General features: G+C 70.0%; 23 protein-coding genes. 21 read left to right on the top strand and 2 right to left on the bottom strand.

The annotated features are described in order from the left end of the window. Window positions 1–32 precede the first annotated feature (32 nt). The 20 genes from pyrH (at window position 33) to IE066_RS02795 (ending at window position 22,365) form a co-directional block, all read left to right on the top strand. Window positions 33–755, top strand: a complete 723-nt coding sequence (gene pyrH, locus IE066_RS02890) for a UMP kinase (protein ID WP_189446840.1) — start codon at window positions 33–35, stop codon at window positions 753–755. A 32-nt stretch (window positions 756–787) separates the two neighbouring features. Beyond that, the gene (locus IE066_RS02885; RefSeq protein WP_229790636.1) at window positions 788–1,669 is read left to right on the top strand and encodes a cation diffusion facilitator family transporter; all 882 of its coding nucleotides are present in this window, start codon (window positions 788–790) and stop codon (window positions 1,667–1,669) included. A 63-nt stretch (window positions 1,670–1,732) separates the two neighbouring features. Then, window positions 1,733–2,290 carry a ribosome recycling factor gene (frr, locus tag IE066_RS02880; protein ID WP_189446836.1) on the top strand — a complete coding sequence of 186 codons (558 nt, stop codon included), beginning with the start codon at window positions 1,733–1,735 and terminating at the stop codon, window positions 2,288–2,290. Window positions 2,291–2,348: 58 nt separating this feature from the next. Further along, window positions 2,349–3,107, top strand: a complete 759-nt coding sequence (uppS, locus tag IE066_RS02875) for a polyprenyl diphosphate synthase (protein ID WP_268244846.1) — start codon at window positions 2,349–2,351, stop codon at window positions 3,105–3,107. Further along, the gene (locus tag IE066_RS02870) at window positions 3,104–3,940 is read left to right on the top strand and encodes a phosphatidate cytidylyltransferase (protein WP_189446834.1); all 837 of its coding nucleotides are present in this window, start codon (window positions 3,104–3,106) and stop codon (window positions 3,938–3,940) included. Before uppS ends, IE066_RS02870 begins: the two co-directional genes overlap by 4 nt. Beyond that, entirely contained in the window at window positions 3,940–5,121 is a 1,182-nt protein-coding gene (dxr, locus tag IE066_RS02865; RefSeq protein ID WP_189446831.1) for a 1-deoxy-D-xylulose-5-phosphate reductoisomerase, read from the top strand. Before IE066_RS02870 ends, dxr begins: the two co-directional genes overlap by 1 nt. 121 nt (window positions 5,122–5,242) lie before the next feature. After that, complete coding sequence (gene rseP / locus IE066_RS02860) at window positions 5,243–6,607, top strand: RIP metalloprotease RseP (protein WP_189446829.1); 1,365 nt, start codon at window positions 5,243–5,245, stop codon at window positions 6,605–6,607. 65 nt (window positions 6,608–6,672) lie between these two features. Beyond that, a complete protein-coding gene (gene bamA / locus IE066_RS02855) occupies window positions 6,673–9,138 on the top strand; it encodes an outer membrane protein assembly factor BamA (RefSeq protein WP_189446827.1) in 2,466 nt (821 codons plus the stop codon). A 7-nt stretch (window positions 9,139–9,145) separates the two neighbouring features. Further along, entirely contained in the window at window positions 9,146–10,159 is a 1,014-nt protein-coding gene (gene lpxD / locus IE066_RS02850; RefSeq protein WP_189446825.1) for a UDP-3-O-(3-hydroxymyristoyl)glucosamine N-acyltransferase, read from the top strand. 66 nt (window positions 10,160–10,225) lie between these two features. Then, complete coding sequence (gene fabZ / locus IE066_RS02845) at window positions 10,226–10,693, top strand: 3-hydroxyacyl-ACP dehydratase FabZ (protein WP_189446823.1); 468 nt, start codon at window positions 10,226–10,228, stop codon at window positions 10,691–10,693. Window position 10,694: 1 nt separating this feature from the next. Beyond that, a complete protein-coding gene (lpxA, locus tag IE066_RS02840) occupies window positions 10,695–11,477 on the top strand; it encodes an acyl-ACP--UDP-N-acetylglucosamine O-acyltransferase (RefSeq protein ID WP_189446821.1) in 783 nt (260 codons plus the stop codon). A 102-nt stretch (window positions 11,478–11,579) separates the two neighbouring features. After that, a complete protein-coding gene (gene lpxB, locus IE066_RS02835; RefSeq protein WP_189448759.1) occupies window positions 11,580–12,758 on the top strand; it encodes a lipid-A-disaccharide synthase in 1,179 nt (392 codons plus the stop codon). Continuing rightward, entirely contained in the window at window positions 12,751–13,446 is a 696-nt protein-coding gene (locus IE066_RS02830; protein WP_189446819.1) for a ribonuclease HII, read from the top strand. The genes lpxB and IE066_RS02830 overlap by 8 nt, the downstream gene beginning before the upstream one ends. A 49-nt stretch (window positions 13,447–13,495) precedes the next feature. Next, on the top strand, window positions 13,496–17,023 hold the full coding sequence (gene dnaE / locus IE066_RS02825) for a DNA polymerase III subunit alpha (RefSeq protein WP_189446817.1): 3,528 nt from the start codon (window positions 13,496–13,498) through the stop codon (window positions 17,021–17,023). Between the two features lie 80 nt (window positions 17,024–17,103). Continuing rightward, a complete protein-coding gene (locus IE066_RS02820) occupies window positions 17,104–18,063 on the top strand; it encodes an acetyl-CoA carboxylase carboxyltransferase subunit alpha (RefSeq protein WP_189446815.1) in 960 nt (319 codons plus the stop codon). A 139-nt stretch (window positions 18,064–18,202) separates the two neighbouring features. Beyond that, the gene (locus IE066_RS02815) at window positions 18,203–19,360 is read left to right on the top strand and encodes a hypothetical protein (RefSeq protein ID WP_189446813.1); all 1,158 of its coding nucleotides are present in this window, start codon (window positions 18,203–18,205) and stop codon (window positions 19,358–19,360) included. An 11-nt stretch (window positions 19,361–19,371) separates the two neighbouring features. Beyond that, entirely contained in the window at window positions 19,372–19,779 is a 408-nt protein-coding gene (locus IE066_RS02810) for a type 2 periplasmic-binding domain-containing protein (protein ID WP_189446811.1), read from the top strand. A gap of 82 nt (window positions 19,780–19,861) precedes the next feature. Beyond that, a complete protein-coding gene (tilS, locus tag IE066_RS02805) occupies window positions 19,862–21,151 on the top strand; it encodes a tRNA lysidine(34) synthetase TilS (RefSeq protein ID WP_189446809.1) in 1,290 nt (429 codons plus the stop codon). Window positions 21,152–21,230: 79 nt separating this feature from the next. After that, window positions 21,231–21,494, top strand: a complete 264-nt coding sequence (locus tag IE066_RS02800) for an exodeoxyribonuclease VII small subunit (protein ID WP_189446807.1) — start codon at window positions 21,231–21,233, stop codon at window positions 21,492–21,494. Next, on the top strand, window positions 21,487–22,365 hold the full coding sequence (locus tag IE066_RS02795) for a polyprenyl synthetase family protein (protein WP_189446805.1): 879 nt from the start codon (window positions 21,487–21,489) through the stop codon (window positions 22,363–22,365). The genes IE066_RS02800 and IE066_RS02795 overlap by 8 nt, the downstream gene beginning before the upstream one ends. Before the next feature lie 52 nt (window positions 22,366–22,417). Here IE066_RS02795 and IE066_RS02790 read toward each other — a convergent pair whose 3' ends face one another. Beyond that, the gene (locus tag IE066_RS02790) at window positions 22,418–22,870 is read right to left on the bottom strand and encodes a DUF4870 domain-containing protein (protein WP_268244845.1); all 453 of its coding nucleotides are present in this window, start codon (window positions 22,868–22,870) and stop codon (window positions 22,418–22,420) included. A gap of 62 nt (window positions 22,871–22,932) precedes the next feature. Next, window positions 22,933–24,312: a metalloprotease PmbA gene (gene pmbA, locus IE066_RS02785; protein ID WP_189446803.1), complete on the bottom strand. Its 1,380-nt coding sequence runs from the start codon at window positions 24,310–24,312 to the stop codon at window positions 22,933–22,935. Between the two features lie 84 nt (window positions 24,313–24,396). On the opposite strand from pmbA, the gene yjgA reads away from it, so the two are divergent. Further along, the gene (gene yjgA / locus IE066_RS02780; RefSeq protein ID WP_189446801.1) at window positions 24,397–24,972 is read left to right on the top strand and encodes a ribosome biogenesis factor YjgA; all 576 of its coding nucleotides are present in this window, start codon (window positions 24,397–24,399) and stop codon (window positions 24,970–24,972) included. Window positions 24,973–24,981: the final 9 nt, after the last annotated feature.

Here is a 24,981-nt window from a genome sequence, read left to right as displayed (position 1 = left end):
ACAATCGTCCGAATCCCCCCTTGGAGCCGCCCATGTCCGACCTCGCCTACCGCCGTGTCCTGCTCAAGCTCTCCGGCGAGGCACTGATGGGTGACGAGGACTACGGCATTGATCCAAAGGTCATCAGCCGGCTGGCCGAGGAGGTCATCGAGGCGCAGCAGGCCGGTGCGCAGATCGCGCTGGTCATCGGCGGGGGCAACATCTTCCGCGGCGCGGGCCTCGCGGCCTCGGGCATGGACCGGGTGACGGGCGACCACATGGGCATGCTGGCCACAATCATCAACGCGCTGGCCATGCAGGACGCGCTTGAGAAACTGGGTGCGCGCTGCCGGGTGATGAGCGCGATCCGCATCAATCAGGTGTCCGAGGACTTCATCCGCCGCCGTGCGATCCGGCATCTCGAGAAGGGCCGCATCGTGATCTGCGCCGCCGGCACCGGTAATCCGTTCTTCACCACCGATTCCGGCGCCGCCCTGCGCGCGATCGAGATCGGCGCCGACCTGCTGCTCAAGGCGACCAAGGTCGATGGCGTCTACGACAAGGACCCGAAGAAGTATCCGGACGCCGTGCGCTTCGACAGCCTGAGCTATGACGACGTGCTGAGCCGCGACCTGCAGGTCATGGACACCGCCGCCTTCGCGCTATGCCGCGACGCCTCGCTGCCGATCCGCGTGTTCGACATGAGCCAGCCGGGCCAGCTGCTGCGCATCCTGCACGGCGAGCCTATCGGCACGCTGGTGCGCAGCGCCGCCTGACCGCCGTGGGCGCCGGCCACGACCATTCCGAGGTGCACGCGCACCCGACACGCGCTTTCGCCGTCGCCACGCTGGTCAACCTCGCGTACACGGCCGTCGAAGCCTGGTACGGCTTCGCGACGGACTCGCTGGCGCTTCTTTCCGACGCCCTGCACAACCTGGGCGACGTCGCCGGTCTCGCGCTGGCCTGGGGCGCGGCGGTTCTCGCGCGGCGCGCGCCGACGTCGACCCATACCTACGGCTGGCGACGCGCGACGCTGCTGTCGCCGCTGGCGAATGCCCTGCTGCTGGTCGGATTCGCGGGTGCCCTGGTATGGGAGGCGGTGCAGCGCTTCGGGGCGCCGCCGCAAGTCCCGGCGGTCCCGGTGATGGCCGTGGCCGCCGTAGGCATCGTGGTGAACCTGCTGGCCGCCAAGCTGATGCACGCGGGCCACGAGCACGATCTCAACCGGCGCGCGGCGTTCCTGCACCTGATGGCCGACGCGGCCGTGTCGCTGGCGGCCGTGCTGGCCGGCCTCGGCATGTGGGCGCTGGGCTGGCGCTGGCTCGACCCCGCCACCGCACTGCTGATCAGCGCCGTTGTCGCCGTCAGCGCCTTCGGCCTGCTTCGCGAGAGCTTCAATGCCGCGATGGATGCCGTGCCGGCCCGGATCGAGCGCACCGACGTTGCCGACTTCCTGGGTAGCCAGCCGGGCGTTCAGGCCGTGCACCATCTGCACATCTGGTCGCTGGGTGCGGGCGAGATCGCGATGACCGCACACCTGGTGCGCCCCGCCGTGGACGACCACGACGCCTTCCTCGACCGCATCTGCCACGAGCTGGACGAGCGCTTCGGCATCAACCACCCGACGCTGCAGGTCGAGCACGGCGCGGCCTGCGAGCACGATGCGCACGATCGCGCGCCGCACCACTGAGGCCGGCGGCGCGCCCTGCCCTATAATCCGCGGCCGACCGAAATCCGCTCACGGAGCCCCGCGATGCTCAACGACATCAAGAACGACGCCAAGGCACGCATGGCCAAGAGCGTCGAGGCGTTCCGCCACGACCTCGTCAAGATCCGCACCGGTCGCGCCACGACCAGCATCGTCGACCACATCAAGGTCAACTACTACGGCTCGGACGTGCCGCTATCGCAGGTGGCGAGCGTCGCCGTCAGCGATGCGCGCTCGCTCACGATCACGCCGTGGGAGAAGCCGATGGTGGGCGCGGTCGAGAAGGCGATCCTCGCGTCCGACCTCGGGCTGACGCCGAACACCGCCGGCATGGTGATCCGCCTCAACCTGCCGCCGCTCACCGAGGAGCGCCGCCGGGACCTTGCGAAGGTGGTGCATTCGGGTGGCGAGGACGCGAAGGTCGCGATCCGCAACATCCGCCGCGACGCGAACCACCAGGTGAAGGAGCTTCTCAAGGAGAAGCAGATCACCGAGGACGATGCCGCGCGCGCCGAGCAGGACATCCAGAAGCTCACCGACGAAGCGATCAAGAACGTCGACGAGGTCGTCAAGGCCAAGGAACAGGAGCTGATGGCCGTCTGACGGCCACGCTTCCGCAGGGGACCGGTCCGCGGTCCCGTCGCCCCTCGACGACCCGACCGTGACCGCCGCCGACCGCCCTGCCGCGCGCATCCCGCGCCACATCGCCATCATCATGGACGGTAACGGCCGCTGGGCGCAGAAGCGCCGGCGGCCGCGGCTGATCGGCCATCGGGCGGGCGCGCGTGCGGTCAACGTCTGCATCGATTTCTGCCTCGAGAAGGGCGTCGAAGCGCTGACGCTGTTCGCGTTCTCGAGCGAGAACTGGGACCGCCCGCAGGACGAGGTCGGCGGGCTTATGAAACTCTTCACCGGCGCGCTGGAGCGCGAGGTGGACGAGCTCGACCGCCGCGGCGTGCGCGTGCGCTTCATCGGCGACCGCGCCCGTTTTTCCGATGCGATCCGTCGCCGCATGACCGAAGCGGAAGCACGCACCGCGCGCAACGAACGCCTGCACCTGAGCATCGCGGTGAGTTACGGCGGGCGCTGGGATATCGCGCAGGCCGCGCGTTCGCTGGCGGAGGATGTGGCTGCGGGACGCATCGAGCCTGCACAGGTTGACGAAGCGCTGCTGTCTTCGCGCCTCGCACTCGCCGAGCTGCCCGCGCCCGACCTGTTCATCCGTACCGGCGGCGAGCTGCGCATCAGCAATTTCCTGCTCTGGCAGCTCGCCTACACCGAGCTCTGGTTCACCGATTTGTTGTGGCCGGACGTGGATGCGGCGACACTTCAGGCTGCGCTGGACGACTACGCGCGCCGTGAACGCCGATTCGGCCTGACCGGGGCACAGGTCGCCGGCAACCCCGAGACGTCCGAATGACCCGTACCCGCATTGCCGCCGCCCTGGTGATGGCTCCCGTCGCGATCGCGGCGATCTGGTTCCTCCCGACGCCCTGGATGATGGTCGCCGCCGCCGCGGTGTTCCTCGCCGGCCTATGGGAATGGTTCGACCTCGCCGAAGTCGACGACTCGCTCGCGAAGTGGGTACTGCTGATCGCCAACCTCGGTCTGATGGTCGCCATCGTCTGGGCATCGCGTTCGCGCGAGGGCGGCACGCTGGTGCTCTACCAGGTGGGCTCTCTGATCGGCGTCATCTGGTGGCTCGTCGCGCTGTTCTGGTTGGGGCGCTACAACTTCGGCAGCAACCACCAGTCGTGGGCGCGCGCGGTCAAGCTCGCCGCCGGTACGCTGGCGGTGGTGCCGGCCTGGTGCGCGCTCACCTGGCTGCATGCCGATGGCGATAACGGCCATCGCTGGCTGCTGACCTCGCTGGCCGCGGTGTGGGCTGCCGATACGGGCGCCTATTTCGCCGGTCGCCATCTCGGCCGCCACAAGCTCGCGCCGCGCGTGAGCCCGAACAAGACGCTGGAGGGACTGGCCGGGGGCGTGATCGTCGGCACCATCGTCGCGCTGCTGTTCTCGCTGCTCGCGGGCGCGACGACCGGCGACCTGCCGAAGGTCGCGCTGGTCGCCGCGGCGTCGATCCTCGTGTCGGTGATCGGCGACCTGTTCGAGAGCCTGCTCAAGCGACATGCCGGCAAGAAGGACTCGGGCACGCTGATCCCCGGCCATGGCGGCGTGCTCGATCGCATCGACGCCGTGCTCGCCGCCCTGCCCGTGTTCGCACTCGGCAAGGCGCTGCTGGGACTGTGATGCGCCGCGTCGCCGTCCTCGGCGCGACCGGCTCGATCGGCGCGTCCGCGCTCGATGTCATCGCGCGCCACCCCGACCGCCTGCAGGCCAGCGTGCTGGCCGCGGGCCGCAACGTCGACGCACTGCTGGAGCTGTGCGCACGGCATGCGCCCGCGCATGCGGTGATCGCCGACGAGGCGCGATTCGACGCGCTGAAGTCCGGCCTCGCCGCCGCGGGCCTGTCCACGCAGCCGCATGCCGGCATGGCCGCGATCGACGCGCTCGTCGCCGGCGATACCTGCGACACCGTGGTCGCCGCGATTGTCGGCGCCGCCGGTCTCGATTCCACGCTGGCCGCCGCGCGCGCCGGAAGGCGCATCGCGCTCGCCAACAAGGAGTCGCTCGTTCTCGCCGGCTCGCTGGTGATGGCCGCGGCACGCGAGTCCGGCGCGGCGATCGTGCCCGTCGACAGCGAACACAACGCGATCTTCCAGTGCCTGCCGCCGCAGGACGGCCGCGCCGCGCGCGACATCCGCGGGCTGCGCCGGCTCGTGCTCACGGCATCCGGCGGCCCGTTCCGCGGCCGCACGCGCGAATCGCTGCGTGACGTCACCCCGGCGCAGGCGGTCGCGCATCCCCGCTGGTCCATGGGTCCGAAGATCTCGGTCGACTCCGCCACGCTGATGAACAAGGGCCTCGAGGTCATCGAGGCGCACCACCTGTTCGGCGTCGCGCCGGGTGCGATCGACGTGGTGGTCCATCCGCAGAGCCTGGTGCATTCGCTGGTCGAGTTCGTCGACGGCTCCACGCTCGCGCAGCTCGGCCTGCCGGATATGCGAACCGCGCTCGCCGTGGGACTGGGCTGGCCGGAACGGCTGGAATCGGGTGTCGCCGGGCTGGACCTGGTGCGCCAGGGTGGCCGGCTCGATTTCGAGGCGCCGGACCTCGACGCCTTCCCCTGCCTGCGCCTCGCCTTCGACGCGCTGCGCGCCGGCGGCACCGCACCCGCCGTGCTGAACGCCGCCAACGAAGTCGCCGTGGATGCGTTCCTGTCGGGTCGGATCGGCTTTCTCGACATTCCGGCGCTGGTCGAGGACGCGCTCGCGGCGCTTCCCGCCGCCGAGGCCGGCCTGGACGCGCTGCGCGAGGCCGACGGCCGCGCCCGCGCGCATGTCACGTTCGCGATCGGGCGCCGGGCATGAGCGAGCGTCGCCTGCCGTTCACCGAAGCCGGACGCCGATCAGCGACGATCGCCGCGGAACTGAACCTTTGGCCTCTGCCGGGGTCAGCATCAGCGGCCCTATCGCCGCCCCGGAGTCCCCTTTGAACGAGTTGCTCGGATCGATCTGGTGGCTGATCGTCAGCCTCGGCATCCTCGTGACCTTCCACGAGTTCGGGCATTACTGGGTGGCGCGGCGCTGCGGCGTGCGGGTGCTCCGTTTCTCGATCGGTTTCGGCAAGCCGCTATGGAAGCGCACCGCGGCCGACGGCACCGAATACGTGGTCGCGGCGCTTCCGCTCGGCGGCTACGTGAAGATGCTTGATGAGCGCGAGGGCGACGTCGCCCCCGCCGAGCTGCATCTCGCCTTCAACCGCAAGCCGATCTGGCAGCGCATGGCGATCGTCGCCGCGGGCCCGGTGGCGAACCTGATTCTGTGCGTGGCGCTGCTCTGGGGCATGTTCGTGATCGGCCGCCCCGACTTCGTTCCGACCATCGGCCGCGCCGAAGGCCTCGCCGCCGCAGCGGGGCTGCATCCGGGCGACGTGATCCTCGCCATCGGCGATCGCGAAACCCCGACCTGGACCGAGGCCGAGCTCGCGCTCGTGCCCGCCGCGCTCGACCGCCGCGACGTCGACGTTAGAATTCGGACCGCGCAGGGCGCCGAGGCGACGCGCACGGTGCGCCTGTCGCGGCTGCCCGCCACGATCGACGAGCGCCGCGCCGCGCTCGCGGCCGGCATCCTGCCCGATCACCTGTTGCTGCCCGCGCGGGTCGGTGAGGTGAGCCCGGGTTCGCCCGCCGCCCAGGCGCTGCGCGCGGGCGACGTGATTACCGCCCTCGACGGCCGCCCCGTGCGCGCCTGGAGCGACCTGTCGCCGCTGGTGCAGGCCCTGGGCAAGACGGGCGAGGCCGCGATGATCGAGGTGCAGCGCGACGGCGAGCGCCTCGCGTTCCCGCTCAAGCCGGCCTGGGTCGACCCCAGGGACGGCGGCGGCGCGCGTTGGACCCTCGGTACCGCGCCGGCGGCGGTCCAGGAACCGGTCCCCGATGCCGTGCTGCGCTACGGCCCGATCGACGCCATCCCCGCCGCCGCCAGCGAGGCCGCGCACCAGACCCGCGAGCTCGTGGCGATGCTGGGTCGCGCTTTCACCGGCCGGGTCGACGTGCGCAACACCGTGGCGGGTCCGATCACCATCGCGCGCGCGGCCAATGCCTTCGCTGCGCATGGCCCGGCCTGGTTCCTGTCGATGCTCGCCATGCTCTCGTTGAGCCTGGCCATCCTGAACCTGCTGCCGGTGCCGATATTGGATGGCGGTCACCTGCTGTATTACCTTATCGAGCTGATCAAAGGCAGCCCGGTCAGCGAACGCGCCATGGCCGCCGGCCAGTTCGTCGGGCTGGCGGTCATCGTCGGGCTGATGGGTCTGGCGTTCTACAACGACATCGTGAACAACCTGGTGCGCTGACGATTCCCGTCCGCACCGCGCCCGCCTGCGGCGCTCCCCCTCTTCGGATCCAACCGGACGTGATGATGACGCGACCCCTGCCCCGCCGCCTGCTCGCCCTCGCCCTCGCGTCCGCGATGGCGGCAGCCCCGGTGACCTCCGCACTGGCCGAGGCCTTCGCGCCGTTCACCGTCAGCGACATCCGTGTCGACGGCCTGCAGCGCATCTCGGCCGGCACGGTGTTCACCTACCTCCCGGTCGAGCGCGGCGACACCGTCGACTCGGCCAAGGTCGCCGACGCGATCCGCGCGCTCTACAAGACCGGTTTCTTCGAAGACGTGCGCGTCGAGCGCCAGGGCGACATCCTCGTCGTGGCGGTCACCGAGCGCCCGGCGATCAACAAGCTCACGCTGACCGGCAACAAGGACATCAAGACCGACGACCTTACCAAGGGTCTGAACGACATCGGCCTCTCCGAGGGCGGCACCTTCGACCGCCTCGCGCTCGACCGCGTGACGCAGGAGCTGACGCGCCAGTACAACAACCGCGGCAAGTACAACGTCGAGATCACGCCGACGGTCGCGCGCCTCGACCGCAACCGCGTCGACGTCACCATCGCGATCAAGGAAGGCGCCGCCGCGCGCATCCGCCACATCAACCTAGTCGGCAACGAGAAGTTCGAGGAAGACGACCTGCGCGACAGCTGGGAGTCGCGCGAGACGAACTGGAAGAGCTGGTACAAGCGCGACGACCAGTACTCGCGCGAGAAGCTCTCCGGCGACCTCGAGAAGCTCAACTCGTTCTACCTCGACCGCGGCTACGTCGACTTCAGCGTCGACAGCACGCAGGTCGAGATCAGCCCGAACCGGCAGGACATGTTCATCACCGCGGGTCTGACCGAGGGTGAGCAGTACAAGGTCTCGAAGGTCGACGTCAGCGGCGATACCGTGCTGCCGAAGGAAGAGATCCAGCGCCGCGTATTCGTGCGCGAGGGCCAGATCTTCTCGCGCCGCCTGCTCGAGGCGACGTCAGACTCGATCACCGCGACGCTCGGCAACATCGGCTACGCGTTCGCGCAGGTCAACGCCATTCCGGACGTCGATCGCGAGAACAAGACCGTCGGCATCAACTTCCAGGTGGTGCCGGGCCCGCGCGTCAACGTGCGCCGCATCGTGTTCAAGGGCAACGCGCGCACCTCCGACGAGGTGCTGCGCCGCGAGATGCGCCAGTTCGAAAGCAGCTGGTACTCGCAGGCCGCGCTCGACCGCTCGAAGATCCGCCTGCAGGGCCTGGGCTTCTTCGAGAGCGTCGACGTCGACACGCAGCCGGTGCCGGGCACGTCCGACCAGGTCGACGTGGTCGTCAACGTCAAGGAGACGACGTCGGGCAGCTTCGTCTTCGGCCTGGGCTATTCGCAGCTCAGCGGCGTGACCACGCAGATCCAGCTGTCGCAGAACAACTTCCTCGGCACGGGTAACCGCGTGTCGGTGCAGGCGAACCGCAACTCCTACCTGCAGCGCTACGATTTCTCGTTCGTCAATCCGTATTTCACCGACAGCGGCATCTCGCTCGGCTACAACCTGTGGTGGCGCGAGTACGACTACTCCGACTTCGGCACCGCGCAGTACAGCTCGACCAGCGGCGCCGGCCAGGTCGTGGTCGGCATCCCGATCACCGAGACGGATACCGTCACCGCGCTGCTGGGCGTCGACTCGAACGAGATCTTCGCCACGCGCGGCAGCACGCCGGATCCGCTGGTCGACTACATCGACGCCGTCGGCAACCGCACGTTCCACACGCTGCGCGGCCAGATCGGTTGGGCGCGCAACACGCTCGACAACCTGCTGACGCCGAACACCGGCATGCTGCAGCGCTTCACCGCGGAGGTCGCGCTGCCGGGCTCGACGGTCGAGTACTACAAGCTCAACTACGAGATCTCCAAGTTCTGGCGCCTGAACCGCCACCTCGTGCTGAACACGCGTGGCGAGCTGGGCTATGGCGACAGCTACGGCGACGATTTCGTGCGCAACGTCTGCTTCACCCCGGGCACGATCTCCGACGCGAATGGCGACGGCGTGCCGGATACCTACACGCCGGGCCCGGATCCGACCGAGCCCTGCCTCACCACGTCGCCGGACTACCGCAAGACGCTCACGGCCCGCGGCCTGCCGTTCTTCGAGAACTTCTACGCCGGTGGCGTGCGCTCGGTGCGCGGCTTCGCCGACAACACGCTGGGCCCGCGCGCCGCGGCTACCGGCTCGAGCTACCTGCAGCCGATCGGCGGCTCGGTGAAGACGGTGGGCTCGGTGGAGATGTTCTTCCCGACGCTGATCAACAGCCCGGCCGCGCGCGTCTCGGCGTTCGTCGACGTGGGCAACGTGTTCGGCAGCCGCGACGATTTCGACGCCAACGAGCTGCGCGCGTCCACTGGCCTCGCCGTCATGTGGCGTTCGCCGATGGGCCCGATCTCGATCAGCTACTCGTACCCGCTCCGCAAGAAGGAGGGCGACGAGCTCGAGCGCCTGCAGTTCACCTTCGGCGGCGTGTTCTGACGCGGCGATGAGCGCTGCGGAATGCAGGACCTACACGGCCGGCGACCTCGCCGGCCGTTTCGGCTTGGAACTCCGCGGCGACGCGGGCACGAGCGTGCGCGGCGTGGCGACGATCGCCGAGGCGACGCCCGACCGGCTGACGTTCCTCTCCAATTCCAAGTACCGTGGCCAGCTCGCGACCACGCGTGCGGGCATCGTGGTGCTGGGTGCCGCCGACGCGGACGCCGCGCCCGGCACGGCGCTGGTTGCGCGCGATCCCTACTCGGCCTATGCGCGCATCGCCGCATTGTTCGAGTCGCAGCCGGAGGCGCCGGCGGGTGCCCATCCCAGCGCGGTCGTGGATGCAAGCGCGACGGTCGACCCGAGCGCACACATCGGCCCGCACGTCAGCATCGGTACGCGCTCGGTGATCGGCGCGGGCGCCTACGTCGGCCCCGGCTGCGTGATCGGCGAGGACTGCCTCGTGGGCGCCGGCGCTCGGCTCGTCGCGCGTGTCACCCTGGTGACGCGCGTGCGCCTCGGCGAGCGCGTGCTCGTCCATCCCGGCGCGGTGCTGGGCGCCGACGGCTTCGGCATCGCGATGGAGCACGGCGCCTGGCTCAAGGTGCCGCAGCTGGGCGGCGTGGTGGTCGGTGACGACTGCGAGATCGGCGCCAACACCACCATCGACCGCGGCGCGATCGACGACACCGTGCTCGAGGAGGACGTACGCCTCGACAACCAGATCCAGATCGGCCACAACGTCCGCATCGGCGCGCATACGGCGATCGCCGGCTGCGTGGCGGTAGCGGGCAGCGCGCGGATCGGGCGCTACTGCCTGATCGGTGGCGCGGCGGGCATCGTCGGCCACATCGAAATCTGCGACAAGGTGGTGATCACGGCGATGAGCCTGGTGACCCATTCGATCCGCGAGCCGGGCGAATACTCCTCGGGCACCCCGCTGATGGACAATCGCAGCTGGCGCCGGAATGCCGCCCGCTTCCGCCAGCTGGATCGGCTGTTCCGCGCGCGCCGGGACTGATCGCGCGGTGCGCCGTATCATTGCCGGCTTCCGCAACGGCCCTTCCGGCCGCTACGCAGGTCCCGAATGAACCAGACCGTGCAGCTCCCCGTCGACGTCCGCGGCATCGAGAAGCTCCTGCCGCATCGCTATCCGTTCCTGCTGGTCGACCGCGTCGTCGAGTTCGAGCCGCGCAAGCGCATCCTCGCGTTCAAGAACATCACCGCCAACGAGCCGTGCTTCACCGGGCATTTCCCGGGCAATCCGGTGATGCCGGGCGTGCTGATCGTGGAAGCGATGGCGCAGGCCGGCGGCCTGCTGACCACGCTCACGGCGCAGTCGGAAGGGAACGAGCGCGCGGGCGAGAAGCTGTTCTACCTGGTCAAGGTGGACGGCGCGAAGTTCATGAAGCAGGTGGTGCCGGGCGATCGCCTCGAGCTCGAGGTCGAGCTCAAGCGCGTGATCCGCAACATGGCGATGTACGGCGCGGTCGCGCGCGTGGATGGCGAAGTCGTCGCTTGCGCTGAGATCCTCTGCGCCGAGGCGCAGGGCTGACATGACGACGCGCGTGCACCCCAGCGCGGTCGTCGAGGCCGGCGCGCGGCTGGGCGACGACGTCGTCGTCGGGCCGTTCTGCTACATCGGCGACGACGTCGAGGTCGGCGACGGCACCACGTTCGGCGCGCACTGCAGCGTCACCGGGCCGACGCGCATCGGCCGCCGCAACCGCTTCGTCGGGCATTGCGCGGTGGGCGGCGAGCCGCAGGACAAGAAGTTCGCCGGCGAGCGTGTCGAGCTGGTGATCGGCGACGACAACACGTTCCGCGAATTCGTGACGCTCAACCGCGGCACCGGCAGCGGTGGCGGCGTGACCCGCCTCGGCGATCGCAACTGGCTGCTCGCCTACGTGCACGTCGCGCACGACTGCGTCGTCGGCAACGACTGCGTGTTCTCGAACAACGCCACGCTCGCCGGGCACGTGACCGTGGGCGACCACGTCATCCTCAGCGGGTTCGCGGGCGTCCACCAGTTCTGCCGCATCGGCGCGCACGCGTTCGTGGGAATGGGCGCGTTCGTCAACGGCGACGTACCGCCTTTCGTGATGGTCGCGCAGGAAGACTACGGCCGGCCGCGCGGCATCAATGCGGAGGGCCTCAAGCGCCGCGGCTTCGACGCGACGCGCATCGCCGCGATCAAGCGTGCCTACCGCGCGCTCTACGTCGCCGGCGGCTCGCTGGAGGACGCACGCAGCAAGCTCGCCGAAATTGCAGGCGACAGCGAGGACGTGCGCCTGCTGCTCGATTTCGTCGACAGCGGCGAGCGGCCGCTGCTGCGCTGAGCGGCGCACGTCGTGGGTGAGGACACGCCGGTTACGAACACTCGCGGCGAACGCGCCGTGTCCGGGCTGCCGCTGACGGGAATCGCCGAGGGTGCGTCCGCGATGGCCGCCCATCGCCCCGTCCGTATCGCGATCGTTGCCGGCGAAGCTTCCGGCGATCTCTTGGGCGCAGGCTTGGTGGACGCGCTGCGTGCGCGTTTCCCCGACGCGCAGTTCGCCGGCATCGGCGGCGACCGCATGCGCGCCGCCGGCCTCGATGCGTGGTGGGATGCGGGCGAACTCGCGGTGATGGGCCTCGCCGAGGTGCTACGCCACCTCCCGCGCCTGCTACGTCTGCGCCGCGAACTGCGCAGGCGCCTGCTCGACTGGCGGCCGGACGTGTTCGTCGGCATCGACGCACCCGATTTCAACCTTCCGGTCGAGCGCTGGCTCAAGCGACGCGGCATCCCGACGGTGCACTACGTCAGCCCGTCGGTCTGGGCCTGGCGCGAGGGGCGCGCGGCGAAGATCGGGCGCTCGGCCGACCGCGTGCTCTGCCTGTTCCCGATGGAGCCGGCGATCTACGCCAAGCACGGCGTGGATGCGCGCTTCGTCGGGCATCCGCTGGCCGACGAAATGCCCCTGGAGCCCGATCGCGCCGCGGCCCGCACCGCGCTGGGCCTGCCTGACGACACGCCGGTGCTCGCACTGCTACCGGGCTCGCGAACCGGCGAGATCGAACGTCTCGGCGCCGATTTCCTCGAAGCCGCCGCCCGCGTACGCCAGGCGATGCCCGACCTCCGCGTTGTCGCGCCGATGGCGGACCGTCGCGCCCGCGAAACCTTCGAGCGCGTGCTCGCGGCATCGCCGGCACGCGACGCGCTAGCCGATGCGCTGACCGTCATCGACGGCCGCGCACGCACCCTGATGATCGCGAGCGACGTCGTACTGCTGGCCTCCGGCACCGCCACTCTCGAAGGCATGCTCGCCAAGCGGCCGATGGTGGTGGCCTACAAGGTCGCGGCGTCGACCTATCGACTGGTGAAGGGCCTCGGCATGCTCAAGGTCAGCCGCTACGCGTTGCCGAACATCCTCGCGGGCGACGAGGTGGTGCCGGAGCTCATGCAGGCCGACTGTACGCCCGCGAAGCTTGCCGATGCGGTCCTGCACTGGTTCCGCGATCCCTTGGCCGCGGCCGAGCTCGCGCCCCGGTTCATGAACCTGCATCGCGAACTGCGTCGCGATGCGTCAGCGCGCGCGGCCGAGGCCATCGCCGAGGTCGTATCCTCGCGGCATGGCTGATTCCGCGCCGCAGCTCGTCCTCGACATCGCCGTGCCCCCCGCGCCGCAGCGCATTGCCGGCGTGGACGAGGCCGGCCGCGGCCCGCTCGCCGGGCCCGTGGTGGTCGCGGCCGTCGTGTTCGCGCCCGGCCGCACGCCGATCAACGGCCTCAACGATTCCAAGCAGCTCGACGCGGACCGCCGCGACGTGCTCGCGATCCGCATCCGCGAGCGCGCGCTGGCCTGGCACGTGGCGGTGATCGACGTCGACACGATCGACCGCCTGAACATCTTCCACGCCACCATGCTCGGCATGCGCCAGTGCGTGGAGGCGGTGCGCCACGCCGCGGACCTCGCCCGCATCGACGGCAACGTGGTGCCCAAGGGCCTGTGCTGCCCGGGCGAGGCCTGGGTGGGCGGCGACGCGCGCTGTCGGTCGATCATGGCCGCGTCCATCCTCGCCAAGACCCATCGCGACGCGCTGATGGTCGAGATGCACGCGCGCTTCCCGCAGTACGGCTTCGACCAGCACAAGGGCTACTCGACGCCGCAGCACCTGGCCGCGCTGGCCGAACACGGCCCCTGCCCGGAGCACCGCCGCAGCTTCGCGCCGGTGCGCGGCGCGATGCGCGAACCCGTCCTGAACCTGCTGGACGCGATCGCGACCGATCCCATGTCAAGTCCTGACCCTGAGACGGCCGGCTGCTAGGCTGCCAAGCCGCAACACTGCCGCCTCGCGACCGGCCCGTCAGGACCGCATGGCTTCCCGCTTCGTTCATCTCCACCTGCACAGCGAGTACTCGCTCGCCGACTCGACGATCCGCATCGGCGAGCTGGTGAAGCGTTCGGTCGACCTCGGCCAGCCGGCCGTCGCGCTGACCGACATCAACAACCTCTTTGCCGCGGTGAAGTTCTACAAGAAGGCCGAGGGCGCGGGCATCAAGCCGATCCTCGGCGCGGACGTGACGCTGGCCGACGGCAACGAGGCGGCGACGCGCATGACGCTGCTCTGCCGTGATCGCCAGGGCTACCTGACGCTCTCGCGCCTGCTCACGCGCATGTGGATGGAAGGCCATCGCAACGACGGCGTCGCACTGCGCCCGGAATGGCTGCGCGAGGACAACCGCGGCCTGTTCGCACTCGCCGGTTGTGGCAGCCTGGCTGCGCAGCTCGCGGGCGGCGGTCGGCACGACCTCGCCGAGGCCTGGCTGGTCGACTGGAAGGACGTCTTCGGCGAGCGCCTGCATCTCGAACTGACGCGCACCGGGCGCAAGGGCGAGGAAGCATTCAACTCGTTCGCGCTCCATGCGTCTTCGCTGCGCGAAATCCCGGTGGTCGCGACGAACGACGTGCGCTTCCTCGACGAGTCCGGCTTCGAAGCGCACGAGGCGCGCGTCTGCATCGCGACCGGCCGCGTGCTGGACGACCCCAAGCGCCCGCGCGAGTACAGCCCGCAGCAGTTCCTCAAGTCCTGCGACGACATGGACGAGCTGTTTTGCGACGTGCCCGACGCGATCGAGAACGCGCATTCGCTCGCCATGCGCTGCAACGTCGAGATGAAGCTCGGCGAGTACGCACTGCCGGCGTTCCCGGTGCCGAGCGAGCACACCATCGAATCGTGGCTGCGCAACAGCGCGCGCGAGGGCCTCGCCAAGCGTCTCGAGAAGGCGCCGCCGTCCGACGGCCGCACGCGCGAGGACTACGACGCGCGCCTGGAGCGCGAGCTCGACGTCATCATCAAGATGGGGTTCCCGGGCTACTTCCTGATCGTCGCGGACTTCATCAACTGGGGTAAGCAGCAGGGCATCCCGGTCGGGCCCGGTCGTGGTTCCGGTGCGGGTTCGCTGGTGGCATGGGCGCTCGGCATCACCGACCTCGATCCCCTGCCCTACGACCTGCTGTTCGAGCGCTTCCTCAACCCCGAACGCGTGTCGATGCCCGACTTCGACATCGACTTCTGCATGGATCGCCGCGACGAGGTGATCGACTACGTCGCGCGCAAGTACGGGCGCGACCGCGTCAGCCAGATCATCACCTACGGCACGATGTCGGCGAAGGCGGTGGTGCGCGACTGCGGCCGCGTGCTGGGCCATGGCTATGGCTTCGTCGATTCGATCTCCAAGCTCATCCCGCTGATCCCGGCCGACCCGCTCTCGCTGGAAGACGTGCTGGGCCGCAGCGAGCGCGCGAAGAAGGACCCCGAGCGCTCCATCGGCGAGTTCATCACGCGCTACAACGCCGAGGACGACGTGCGCGACCTCGTCGACCTCGCGCTGCAGCTCGAAGACCTGACCCGCAACGCGGGCAAGCACGCGGGCGGCGTCGTGATCGCGCCGTCGCCCCTGAGCGACTTCTGCCCGCTGTTCGCCGAACACGACGAGGGCGGCCGCGGCCGCAACCCGGTCACGCAGTTCGACAAGGACGACGTCGAGGCCGTGGGCCTCGTGAAGTTCGACTTCCTCGGCCTGCGCACGCTCACGATCATCGACTGGGCGGTGAAGGCGATCAACGCGCGCCGCGCGAAGGAAGGCGCCGCGCCGCTCGACATCACCACGCTGCCGCTGGACGATGCGAAGGCCTACGAGGTGTTCGCGCGCGGCGACACCGTCGCCGTCTTCCAGTTCGAATCGCGCGGCATGCGCGAACTGCTCAAGCGCGCGCAGCCCGACCGCTTCGACGACCTCATCGCGCTCGTGTCGCTGTATCGCCCGGGCCCGATGGACCTGATCCCGGACTTCATCGAGCGAAAGCACGGCCGCCAGGAGGTGCAGTACCCGCATCCGTTGCTGGAGCCCGTGCTGGCGCCGACCTACGGCGTGGTGGTCTACCAGGAGCAGGTCATGCAGACCGCGCAGATCCTGGGCGGCTACTCGCTCGGCGGCGCCGACCTGCTGCGCCGCGCGATGGGCAAGAAGAAGCCCGAGGAGATGGCCAAGGAGCGCGTGAAGTTCGAGGCCGGTGCGATGGAGCACCACGGCATCGAGCCAAGGGTTTCAGGCCCGATCTTCGACCTGCTGGAGAAGTTCGCGGGCTACGGCTTCAACAAGTCGCACGCGGCCGCGTATGCGCTGGTCTCGTACCAGACCGCGTGGCTGAAGGCGCATTACCCCGCCGAGTTCATGGCGGCCGTGCTGTCGTCGGACATGGACAACACCGACAAGGTGACGGGCTTCCTCGACGAAGCGCGCGCGATGGGCCTCACGGTGCTGCCGCCGGACGCGAACGAGTCGGCCTACATGTTCTGCGCGACGACGCCGGACACGATCCGCTACGGCCTCGGCGCGGTGAAGGGCGTCGGCCGCGGCGTCTGCGAGTCGATCGTCGAGGCGCGCCGCGCGGGCCCGTTCAAGGATCTGCTCGACCTCTGCCAGCGCGTGGACGACGGCAAGCTCAACCGCCGCGCGCTGGAAGCGCTGGTGCAGGCCGGTGCGCTCGACGCGCTCGGTCGCAACCGCGCCAGCCTTTTCCTGCAGGTGCCCGAGGTGCTGCGCGCGACCGACCAGCTGTCGAAGGAGATCGCGGCCGGCCAGGCCTCGCTGTTCGGCGGTGTGGACACCGCTGCGCCGGCGCTGCACCTGGATCTGCCGGAAAGCGACGAATGGCCGATCGGAAAGCTGCTGGAGCACGAGCGCGACACGCTCGGCCATTACCTCAGCGGCCATCCGTTCGACCCCTACCGCGAGGACGTGCACGGCCTGATCGGCTTCCACCTCGGCGACCTCGAGCGCATCTGGGCCTCACGCCCGGACACCGGCGGCCGTGGCGGATGGCGCCCGGAAATGGAAACGACCGTCGCCGGCTTGGTGGTCGGCTTCCGCAAGAAGGGCGACTCGCAGGTCTTCGTGCAGATCGAGGACGGCCGGGGGCGGCTGGAATGCGCCTTCTTCGCCGAGACCTACGCCGAGCACGCATCGCTGATCGGCCGCGACAGGCTGCTGATCGTGCAGGGCGGCCTGCGCGAGGACGCCTTCTCCGGCGGTTTCGCCCTCAAGGCGCAGCGCTGCTGGGAGTACTCGCAGGTCTGCGGGCGCAATGCCCAGCGCCTGTCGGTGCGGCTGGACCTGCGCGAGGCCGGCGTGCTGGCGCGCGTGGAGGCCCTACTGCAGGCACGCCGTCCGGGCCCGACGCCGACCCGCCTGCACCTGCTGGTGGACGGCGCCTCCGGCATGGTCGACCTCGACGGCCAGAACGGCGTGCGCATCGACAACGAGCTGGTCGAAACCCTGCGGGCCACCCCGGGCGTGCTAACCGTGAAACTGGCCCTTTCCAAGCCCTGGGCGCACTGAGCCGGCCCATACGCTGCGGACGGATGCGTATGCGGACCCGGCGCGGCTACACTGCCCGCCTTTCACCCGTCCGGTAGCGCATGAACCCGAACTACCTCGATTTCGAGCAGCCCATCGCCGATCTTGAAGCGAAGATCGCCGAACTGCGGCAGGCCAGCGACGGCAGTTCGCTCGGGGCCGACCCCGAGATCCGCGCCCTGCAGGACAAGGTCCGCCGGCGCACCGCGCAGATCTTCCGCGACCTCACCCCGTGGCAGGTCTCGCAGCTGGCGCGCCATCCGCAGCGCCCGTACACGCTCGACTACATCGAGACCATGTGCGAGGAGTTCCACGAACTGCACGGCGACCGCGCCTATTCCGACGACGCCGCCATCGTCGGCGGCATCGGCCGCATCGACGGCCGCAGCGTGATGATCATCGGCCACCAGAAGGGCCGCGACACCAAGACCAAGGTGCGCCGCAACTTCGGCATGCCGCGCCCGGAGGGTTACCGCAAGGCGCTGCGCCTGATGAAGATGGCCGAGCGCTTCGGCATCCCGCTGCTGACCTTCATCGACACGCCCGGCGCCTACCCCGGCATCGGCGCGGAGGAGCGCGGCCAGTCCGAGGCCATCGCGCGCAACCTGATGGAGATGGCGGAGCTGAAGATCCCGGTGGTCTGCACCGTGGTCGGCGAAGGCGGCTCCGGCGGCGCGCTGGCGATCGGCGTCGGCGACCGCACGCTGATGCTCGAATACAGCACCTACTCGGTGATCTCGCCGGAAGGCTGCGCGTCCATCCTCTGGAAGTCGGCCGACAAGGCCAAGGACGCCGCCGAGCAGCTCGGCCTCACCGCCCGCCGCCTGCACTCGCTGGGCCTGGTCGACAAGGTGGTGCGCGAGCCCACCGGCGGCGCGCACCGCAATCCGCGCCAGATGGCCCGCCGCCTGAAGACGGTGCTGCTGAACGAGCTGGACGCGCTGTCCGGCATGCAGCCGGCGGACCTTGTGAAGCGCCGCTACGAGCGCCTGCGCGGTTACGGGGCCTACGAAGCGGCCTGATTCCGTGTAACCGGCCGCTCGCTGAACGATTCCGCCGCGAGCGCCGTCAAACGTTAAAGATGTGTGAGCCCGGGTCGTTAATGGGACGCCGGACGCCGCCATGCGGGCGCCGTCCGTTCATTCGATTCCGGAGAACGCAGTGAAGAAGGTGCTTTACGTCGCGCTGGTCGCGGCGCTGGGCGCGGCCACGTCCGCGCAGGCCGAAGTCCGCTTCAGCGGGTTCGGCCAGTTCGTGGTCGGCCAGACCAACCACGAGGGCGAGCGCTTCGCGCAGGTCGCCGCCGACGACAACAACTACGACCACGACCTCAACGTCGAGCGCGACTCGCTGGTGGCCGTGCAGATGGACGCCGACCTGGGCGAGCGCGTGAGCGCCACCGCGCAGGTGCTGGCCTCGGGCAGGAAGGATTTCCACCCCGAGCTGGCCTGGGCCTACCTCAACGCCAAGCTGGGCAACGGCTTCTCGGCGAAGGTCGGCCGGCAGCGCATTCCGTTCTACCGCTATTCCGACTACCTCGACGTCGGCCAGGCGTATCCGTGGGTGCGCCCGCCGGTGGCGATGTACAACCAGCCCTGGTCGAACGCCGACATGGTCAACCTGTCGCACAACGCCTACTTGGGCAAGTGGTACTCGCAGGCGCAGGCCTTCGTGGGCCGCTTCGATGGCGAGATCTACGGCCACGACAGCGGCGTCGACGCCAAGCTGCAGAAGGTGCGCGGCGCGAGCTGGGAGATGGAGTACGACGAGTGGCTGTCGCTGCGCGCGGCCTACGTCGTGGGCAACGTCACCGTGACGGGCACCGCGCTCGACCAGGTCACCACGGCGCTCAACGCCTACGGCCAGGGCGCGCGCGCCGAGCGCCTCGACTATTCCGCCGACAAGGGCAGCTTCAAGAGCCTCGGCTTCCGCATCGACCGCGCCGACTGGCTGGTGATCGGCGAGTACGCCGAGTTCGGCGTCGACGACAGCGTGCTCGACGGCGTCGACCGCCACGACTGGTACGCGACCGTCGGCCACCGCTTCGGCGCGGTGATGCCGCACGTGAGCTACGGCCGTCGCGATGCCCGCATCGCCGGCGAAGCGCTCGCCGGCCTGCCGGCAACCAGCCCGCTCTTCGGGCCGGTGTACGCCTCGCTCGCCAACCAGCAGCTCGACGAGTCGTTCAAGAGCGTCGGCGTGCGCTGGGACGTCACCGACAAGGTGGCGCTGAAGGCCGACTGGACGCGCTATCGCAGCGACATCGTGGGCACTGCTGACGGCGACCTGCTGTCGGCCGGCGTGTCGTTCACGTTCTGAGGGAGACCGACATGAAGATTCGTTTCCTGATCGGCGCGCTGGTCCTCGGCTGCGCGTTCCAGGCCTCGGCCGGCGTGGTCGTGGTGTCGGCGCAGAGCCGCGCGACGGCAATGAACGCCGAAGCCGTCAAGCGCGCCTTCCTCGGCCGCGACGACACCATCGGCGGCGCCGTCGCCGTGGTCGTCTACCAGAAGGGCGGCGCCACCCGCGCCGAGTTCGAGCGCGAAGTGCTCGGCAAGTCCGGCGCCGAGCTGGCCTCGTACTGGTCGCGCCTGGTGTTCACCGGCAAGGCCAAGGCGCCGAAGGAGCTCGACGGCGACGCGGCGGTGAAGGCGAAGGTCGCCTCCAACCCCGGCGCCATCGGCTACATCTCCGACGGTGCCGTCGACAGCTCGGTGAAGGTCGTCTACAAGTTCTGACGCCCTGCCCTGCAGTGCAGAACGCCGGAGCCCGCGGAAACGCGGGCTTCGTCGTTTTCGCCGCGCGTGTCAGCATCCACGCATGCCGACCGCCCCACCGTTCTCGCCGATCGCCGCCGCGCCCGTCTGCGTCGCGCTGAGCGGCGGCATGGATTCGATGGCGCTGTTGCATGCGCTCGCGAGGGACGACAGGGTTCGCACGCACGGCCTGCGTGCGCTGCACGTGCACCATGGCCTGCATCCGGCCGCGGACGACTGGGCGGCGCACTGCCTGCAGGCCTGCGATGCGCTAGGCGTCGGCTGCAGTGTCGAACCTGTGCACGTCGTTGGCGACGGCCTCGGCCGCGAGGGCGCGGCCCGTGCCGCGCGCCACGCGGCATTCGCGCGCCATCTGCGCCACGGGGAGTACCTCGCCCTCGCCCATCACCGCGACGACCAGGCCGAGACGTTCCTGTTGCGCGCATTGCGTGCCTCCGGCGTCGACGGACTCGGCGCGATGTCGCCGCTGCGTGCTTTCGCTGCAGGCTGGCTGTGGCGTCCGTGGCTGGACGCGTCGCGCTCGGGCATCGAGCGCTATGCACGCGCCCGCGGGCTGCGCTGGATCGACGATCCATCGAACGAGGACGCGTCGCTCGACCGCAACTTCCTGCGTCACCACGTGCTGCCGCTGCTGCGCGAGCGCTGGCCGCATGCCGATGCCGCATTCGCCGCCTCGGCGATGCACGCGCGCGATGCGGCGCGACTTCTTTCCGCCGACGATGAAACGGCGCTGTCCGCATGCACGCCCGATCGCGCCGACACCTTGTCGATCGAGGCGTTACTCGCCCTGCGGCCGGCTCGCCGCGCACGCGTGCTTCGAGCGTGGATGCACGCGCTCCGCCTGCCACCGCTGCCGGCCGAAGGCCTGCGCCGCATCGAGTCCGACCTGCTCGCGCCCCGCGACGATGCGACCGCCCGCTTCCAATGGCATGGCGCCGTCGTACGCAGCTGGCGCGGGTGGCTGCATGCCGCCTCCGCGAGCGCGCCGCTCGACCCGGCGCTTGATCTGGAATGGGACGGCGGCGCGCCGATCGGGCTGCCCGATGGCGGCGTGCTGACGCTGGAGCCCTCGCACCTGCTCCCGGCCCCGGTTCGCATCCGGGCCCGCCGGGGCGGCGAGCGCATCCGCCTTGCAGGTCGCTCGCATGGCCACGCACTGAAGCACGTGCTGCAGGACCTCCGCGTGCCGCCGTGGACCCGCGAGCACCTGCCGCTGCTGGTGCGCGGCGACGACGTACTCGCGGCCGGCGATATCGTCGTCGCCGGCAGCTTCGGCGAGGAACTCGCTGCCGCAGGCAGCCGTCTCGCATGGATACGCCCGCCCGGCGCCTGAGCATCACCGTGGCGCGACCGTCCGCCCGCCACACTCCCGTCGCATTGACCCCCCCGGCGCCCGCCGCCACACTTCGCCCATGCCGCGAAAAGACACGCCCGAACCCTCGCCCGTCGCCGATTTCGAACGCTCGCTCGATGCGCTCGAGCAGCTGGTCGAGCGCATGGAACAGGGCGACATGTCGCTCGACGAATCGCTCGCCGCCTACGAGCAGGGCGTCGGTCTCTACCGCCGCTGCCAGACCGCGCTCGAGGAAGCCGAGATGCGCGTGCGCCTGCTGACCGATCCGCAGGATCCCGCTGGCGCCCAGCCGTACCCGCACGCCGCCGTACCCGATGCCTGACACGCGCCTGGAGGCCTGGCGCGGCCTCATCGACGCCGAGCTGGAACGGGCGCTCGACCTCGACGACAGCCCGCCGCGCCTGCGCGCCGCGATGCGCCATGCGGTGCTGCTGGGCGGCAAGCGCATGCGCCCGCTGCTGGTGCTCGCCAGCGGCGCGCTTTTCGATGCCGACGACGAGGCGTTGCTGTCGGCCGCCGTCGCGGTCGAACTGATCCACGCCTACTCGCTGGTGCACGACGACCTGCCGTCGATGGACGACGACGCGCTGCGCCGCGGCCAGCCGACCGTGCATGTCGCCTTCGACGAGGCCACCGCCGTACTCGCCGGCGACGCGCTGCAGTCGCTCGCCTTCGACGTGCTTACGCGGGCGGCGGTCGATCCGGCGAGCGCCGTCGAGCTCGTGCGCACGCTCGCGCGCGCCTCGGGCGCCGCCGGTATGTGCGGCGGCCAGGCACTCGACGTCGATGCGACGGGCAGTCGCGAGTCGGTCGACCTGCGCGCGCTGGAGCGCCTGCATGCGATGAAGACCGGCGCGCTGATCCGCGCGTCGGTCCGCATGGGCGCACTGTGCGGTCGTGCGGATGCGGACGCGCTCGCACGGCTCGATCGCTTCGCCGACGCCCTCGGCCTCGCCTTCCAGGTGCGCGACGACATCCTCGACATAGAGGCCGATACCGCGCAGCTTGGCAAGACCGCCGGCAAGGATGCGGAGCAGGACAAGGCGACGTTCCCGTCGCTGATCGGCCTCGATGCCTCGAAGGCGCGGCTTTCGGCGCTCGTCGGGGAAATGGACGACGCGCTGGCCGGTTTCGGCGAACGCGCGGCGGCGCTGTCCGCGCTCGGAAGGCTGGCGGTGGAACGCAACCACTGACCCAACGAAAAAGCCCGGCGGGAGCCGGGCTTTTTCTTCGAGGTCGCCGCGCTTACTTCACGAGGCGCAGCGCGAACGGATAACGATAGGCGACGCCTTCGTTGGCCTTGATCGCCGCGATGATCGTGACCACCAGCCAGGCCAGGCCGACGATCAGCATCAGCGGGCCGGTCAGCAGGATGCCGATGCCGAGGGTCATGAACGTCAGCACCCAGAGCACCAGGAACACGATGCCGACGGTGATGTTGAAGTTCAGCGCTTCCTTGCCCTGGTCGTCGACGAAGGGCATGGTTTCCTTCTTCATCATCCAGATGACCAGCGGGCCGATGATGCAGCCGAGGCTCGCCGCCCAGCCCGCGGTCACCAGGCCGCCGACCAGTGCGGAGAGGTGCGCGAACATCGCCCACTGGCGCTCCTCGGCGGAGCGGCCGCTCGCATGGTTGTTAGGCGCCGTGTAGGGCGGCGGGGGCGTGGCGTCGCCGGGGGTTTCGGGGATGTCGCTCATGACGCTGCTCCTGCGGATGAAGTCGATTCAGCGTTCACTCTCGCTTCACCCGCATGCGCAGGTCAACCGCCATCCGTCACCTCGCCCGCCACCGTCATGCGGCCCACGAGGATCGAGCCGGTGCGGATGTGCGAGCGCCGGTCGACGTCGGCGCCGACCGCCTCGATGCGGCGGAACATCTCCCCGAGATGGCCGGCGACGGTCACGCCGTCGACCGGGTACTGGATGCGGCCGTCCTCGACCCAGAAACCGCCCGCGCCGCGCGAGTAGTCGCCGGTCGTCGTGTTGGCGCCGTGGCCCATCAGCTCGGTGACCAGCAGGCCGCTGCCCATCGCGGCGAGCACGGCATCGACGCCGTCGGCGTTGGGCGACACCTCGAGGTTATGCACGCCGCCCGCGTTCGCGGTCGTCTCCAGGCCGAGCTTGCGCGCCGAATAGCTGCCCAGCACGTAGCGCTGCAGCACGCCGTTCTCGACCAGCGCCGATTCGCGCGTCGCCACGCCCTCCGCGTCGAAGGACGACGAGCGCAGGCCGCGCGGCATGAAGGGCCGCTCGTGGATCGACAGCCACGACGGGAACAGCTGCGTGCCCATCGTGCCGACGAGGAAGCTCGCGCCGCGATACAGCGCGCCGCCCGACACCGCGCCCAGCAGATGCCCGACCAGCGAGCGCGCGACTTCCGCCGCGAACACCACCGGGTACTCGCCCGTGCGCAGCTGGCGCGGCGAGAGGCGACCCACGGCGCGCTCGGCGGCGCGGCGGCCGATCGCGGCCGGCGATTCGAGGTCGTTCGACGACAACCCGAAGCTGTACCAGCCGTCGCGCTGCATCGCGTCCCCGCGGCCGGCGATGAGCGCGCATCCAAGCGAATGCTGCGTGCCACGCTCGCGGCCGACGAAGCCGTGCGAGTTGGCGTAGACCGACAGGCTGCGGCCGCTGCTGAGCGACGCGCCGTCGGAATTCTCCACGCGCGCGTCCGCATCGCGCCCGGCCTGCTCGCAGGCGAGCGCGAGGTCGATCGCGCGATCCGCGTCGATGGACCACGGATGCCAGGCATCGAATTCGCGCACCTCGCGCGCCATCAGCTCGGCGTCGGCGAGGCCCGCGGCGGGGTCGTCCTCGGTGTATTTCGCGATCGCGCAGGCCTGCTCGACCGTCGCCACCAGGCTCTCCTCGCGCAGGTCCGCCGTACTCGCGCTGCCCTTGCGCTGGCCGAAATACACGGTGACGGCGATGCCGCGGTCACGGGTGGATTCGACCGTCTCCACCTCGCCCATACGCACCGAGACGCTTAGACCGGCCTCCTCCGAGCAGCTCACCTCCGCCTGCGTGGCACCGCGGTCGCGCGCGAGGTCGAGCAGGCGCTCCGAGAGTCCAGCGAGCGCGCCGAGGCGCTCGATGCTGTCGTCGTGGAGGACGGGCGAAGTGGTGGTGGCGTTCAATGACTTATCCTTCGTGCTCGTGTCCGCGATCGTGCGCGGGCGGTGCAAGGCGTCGCGACGCAGGTCGCGCGCGGGATTATGACGATGCGTGGTCGCGACGAAGAGAGCGGTGAATTCCTTGGCCCCAGCCGCAGCCAGAGGCGGCGGGACGCGCTCGACGTGCTGGAGCTGGCGAAGGCGCTGGTGGAACTGACGCCCGCGCAGATGTCGCGCGTGCCGGTGCCCGAGTCGACGATCCCGCACATCGAGGACACCCGTCGCATCACCTCCAACATCGCGCGCAAGCGCCAGCTGGCGTTCCTCGCCAAGCAGATGCGCAAGCTGGACGAGGCCGAGCTGCAGGCCATGCGCGACGCGCTGGACGAGAAGAGCGATGCCTCGCGCGCTGAAGCGGCGGCACTGCATCGCGTCGAGGCCTGGCGCACGAAGCTGCTGGAGGACGGCGACGCGGCGCTTGCCGAGCTGCTGGACCTGCATCCCGATGCCGACCGCCAGCGCCTGCGCCAGCTCGTGCGCAACGCACTCGACGAGCGCAAGCGCAACAAGCCGCCCCGCGCGTTCCGCGAGCTGTTCCGCGAGCTGCGCGCGGTGATGCTCGGCACGCCCGCGGACGAGGACTCGGACGGGTCCGACATCGAGTTCGACGACAGCGACGAGTGACGCACCACG

The organism is Cognatilysobacter xinjiangensis (assembly GCF_014651995.1).
Classification (GTDB): domain Bacteria; phylum Pseudomonadota; class Gammaproteobacteria; order Xanthomonadales; family Xanthomonadaceae; genus Cognatilysobacter; species Cognatilysobacter xinjiangensis.
This window is presented reverse-complemented; position numbering and strand designations above follow the sequence as displayed.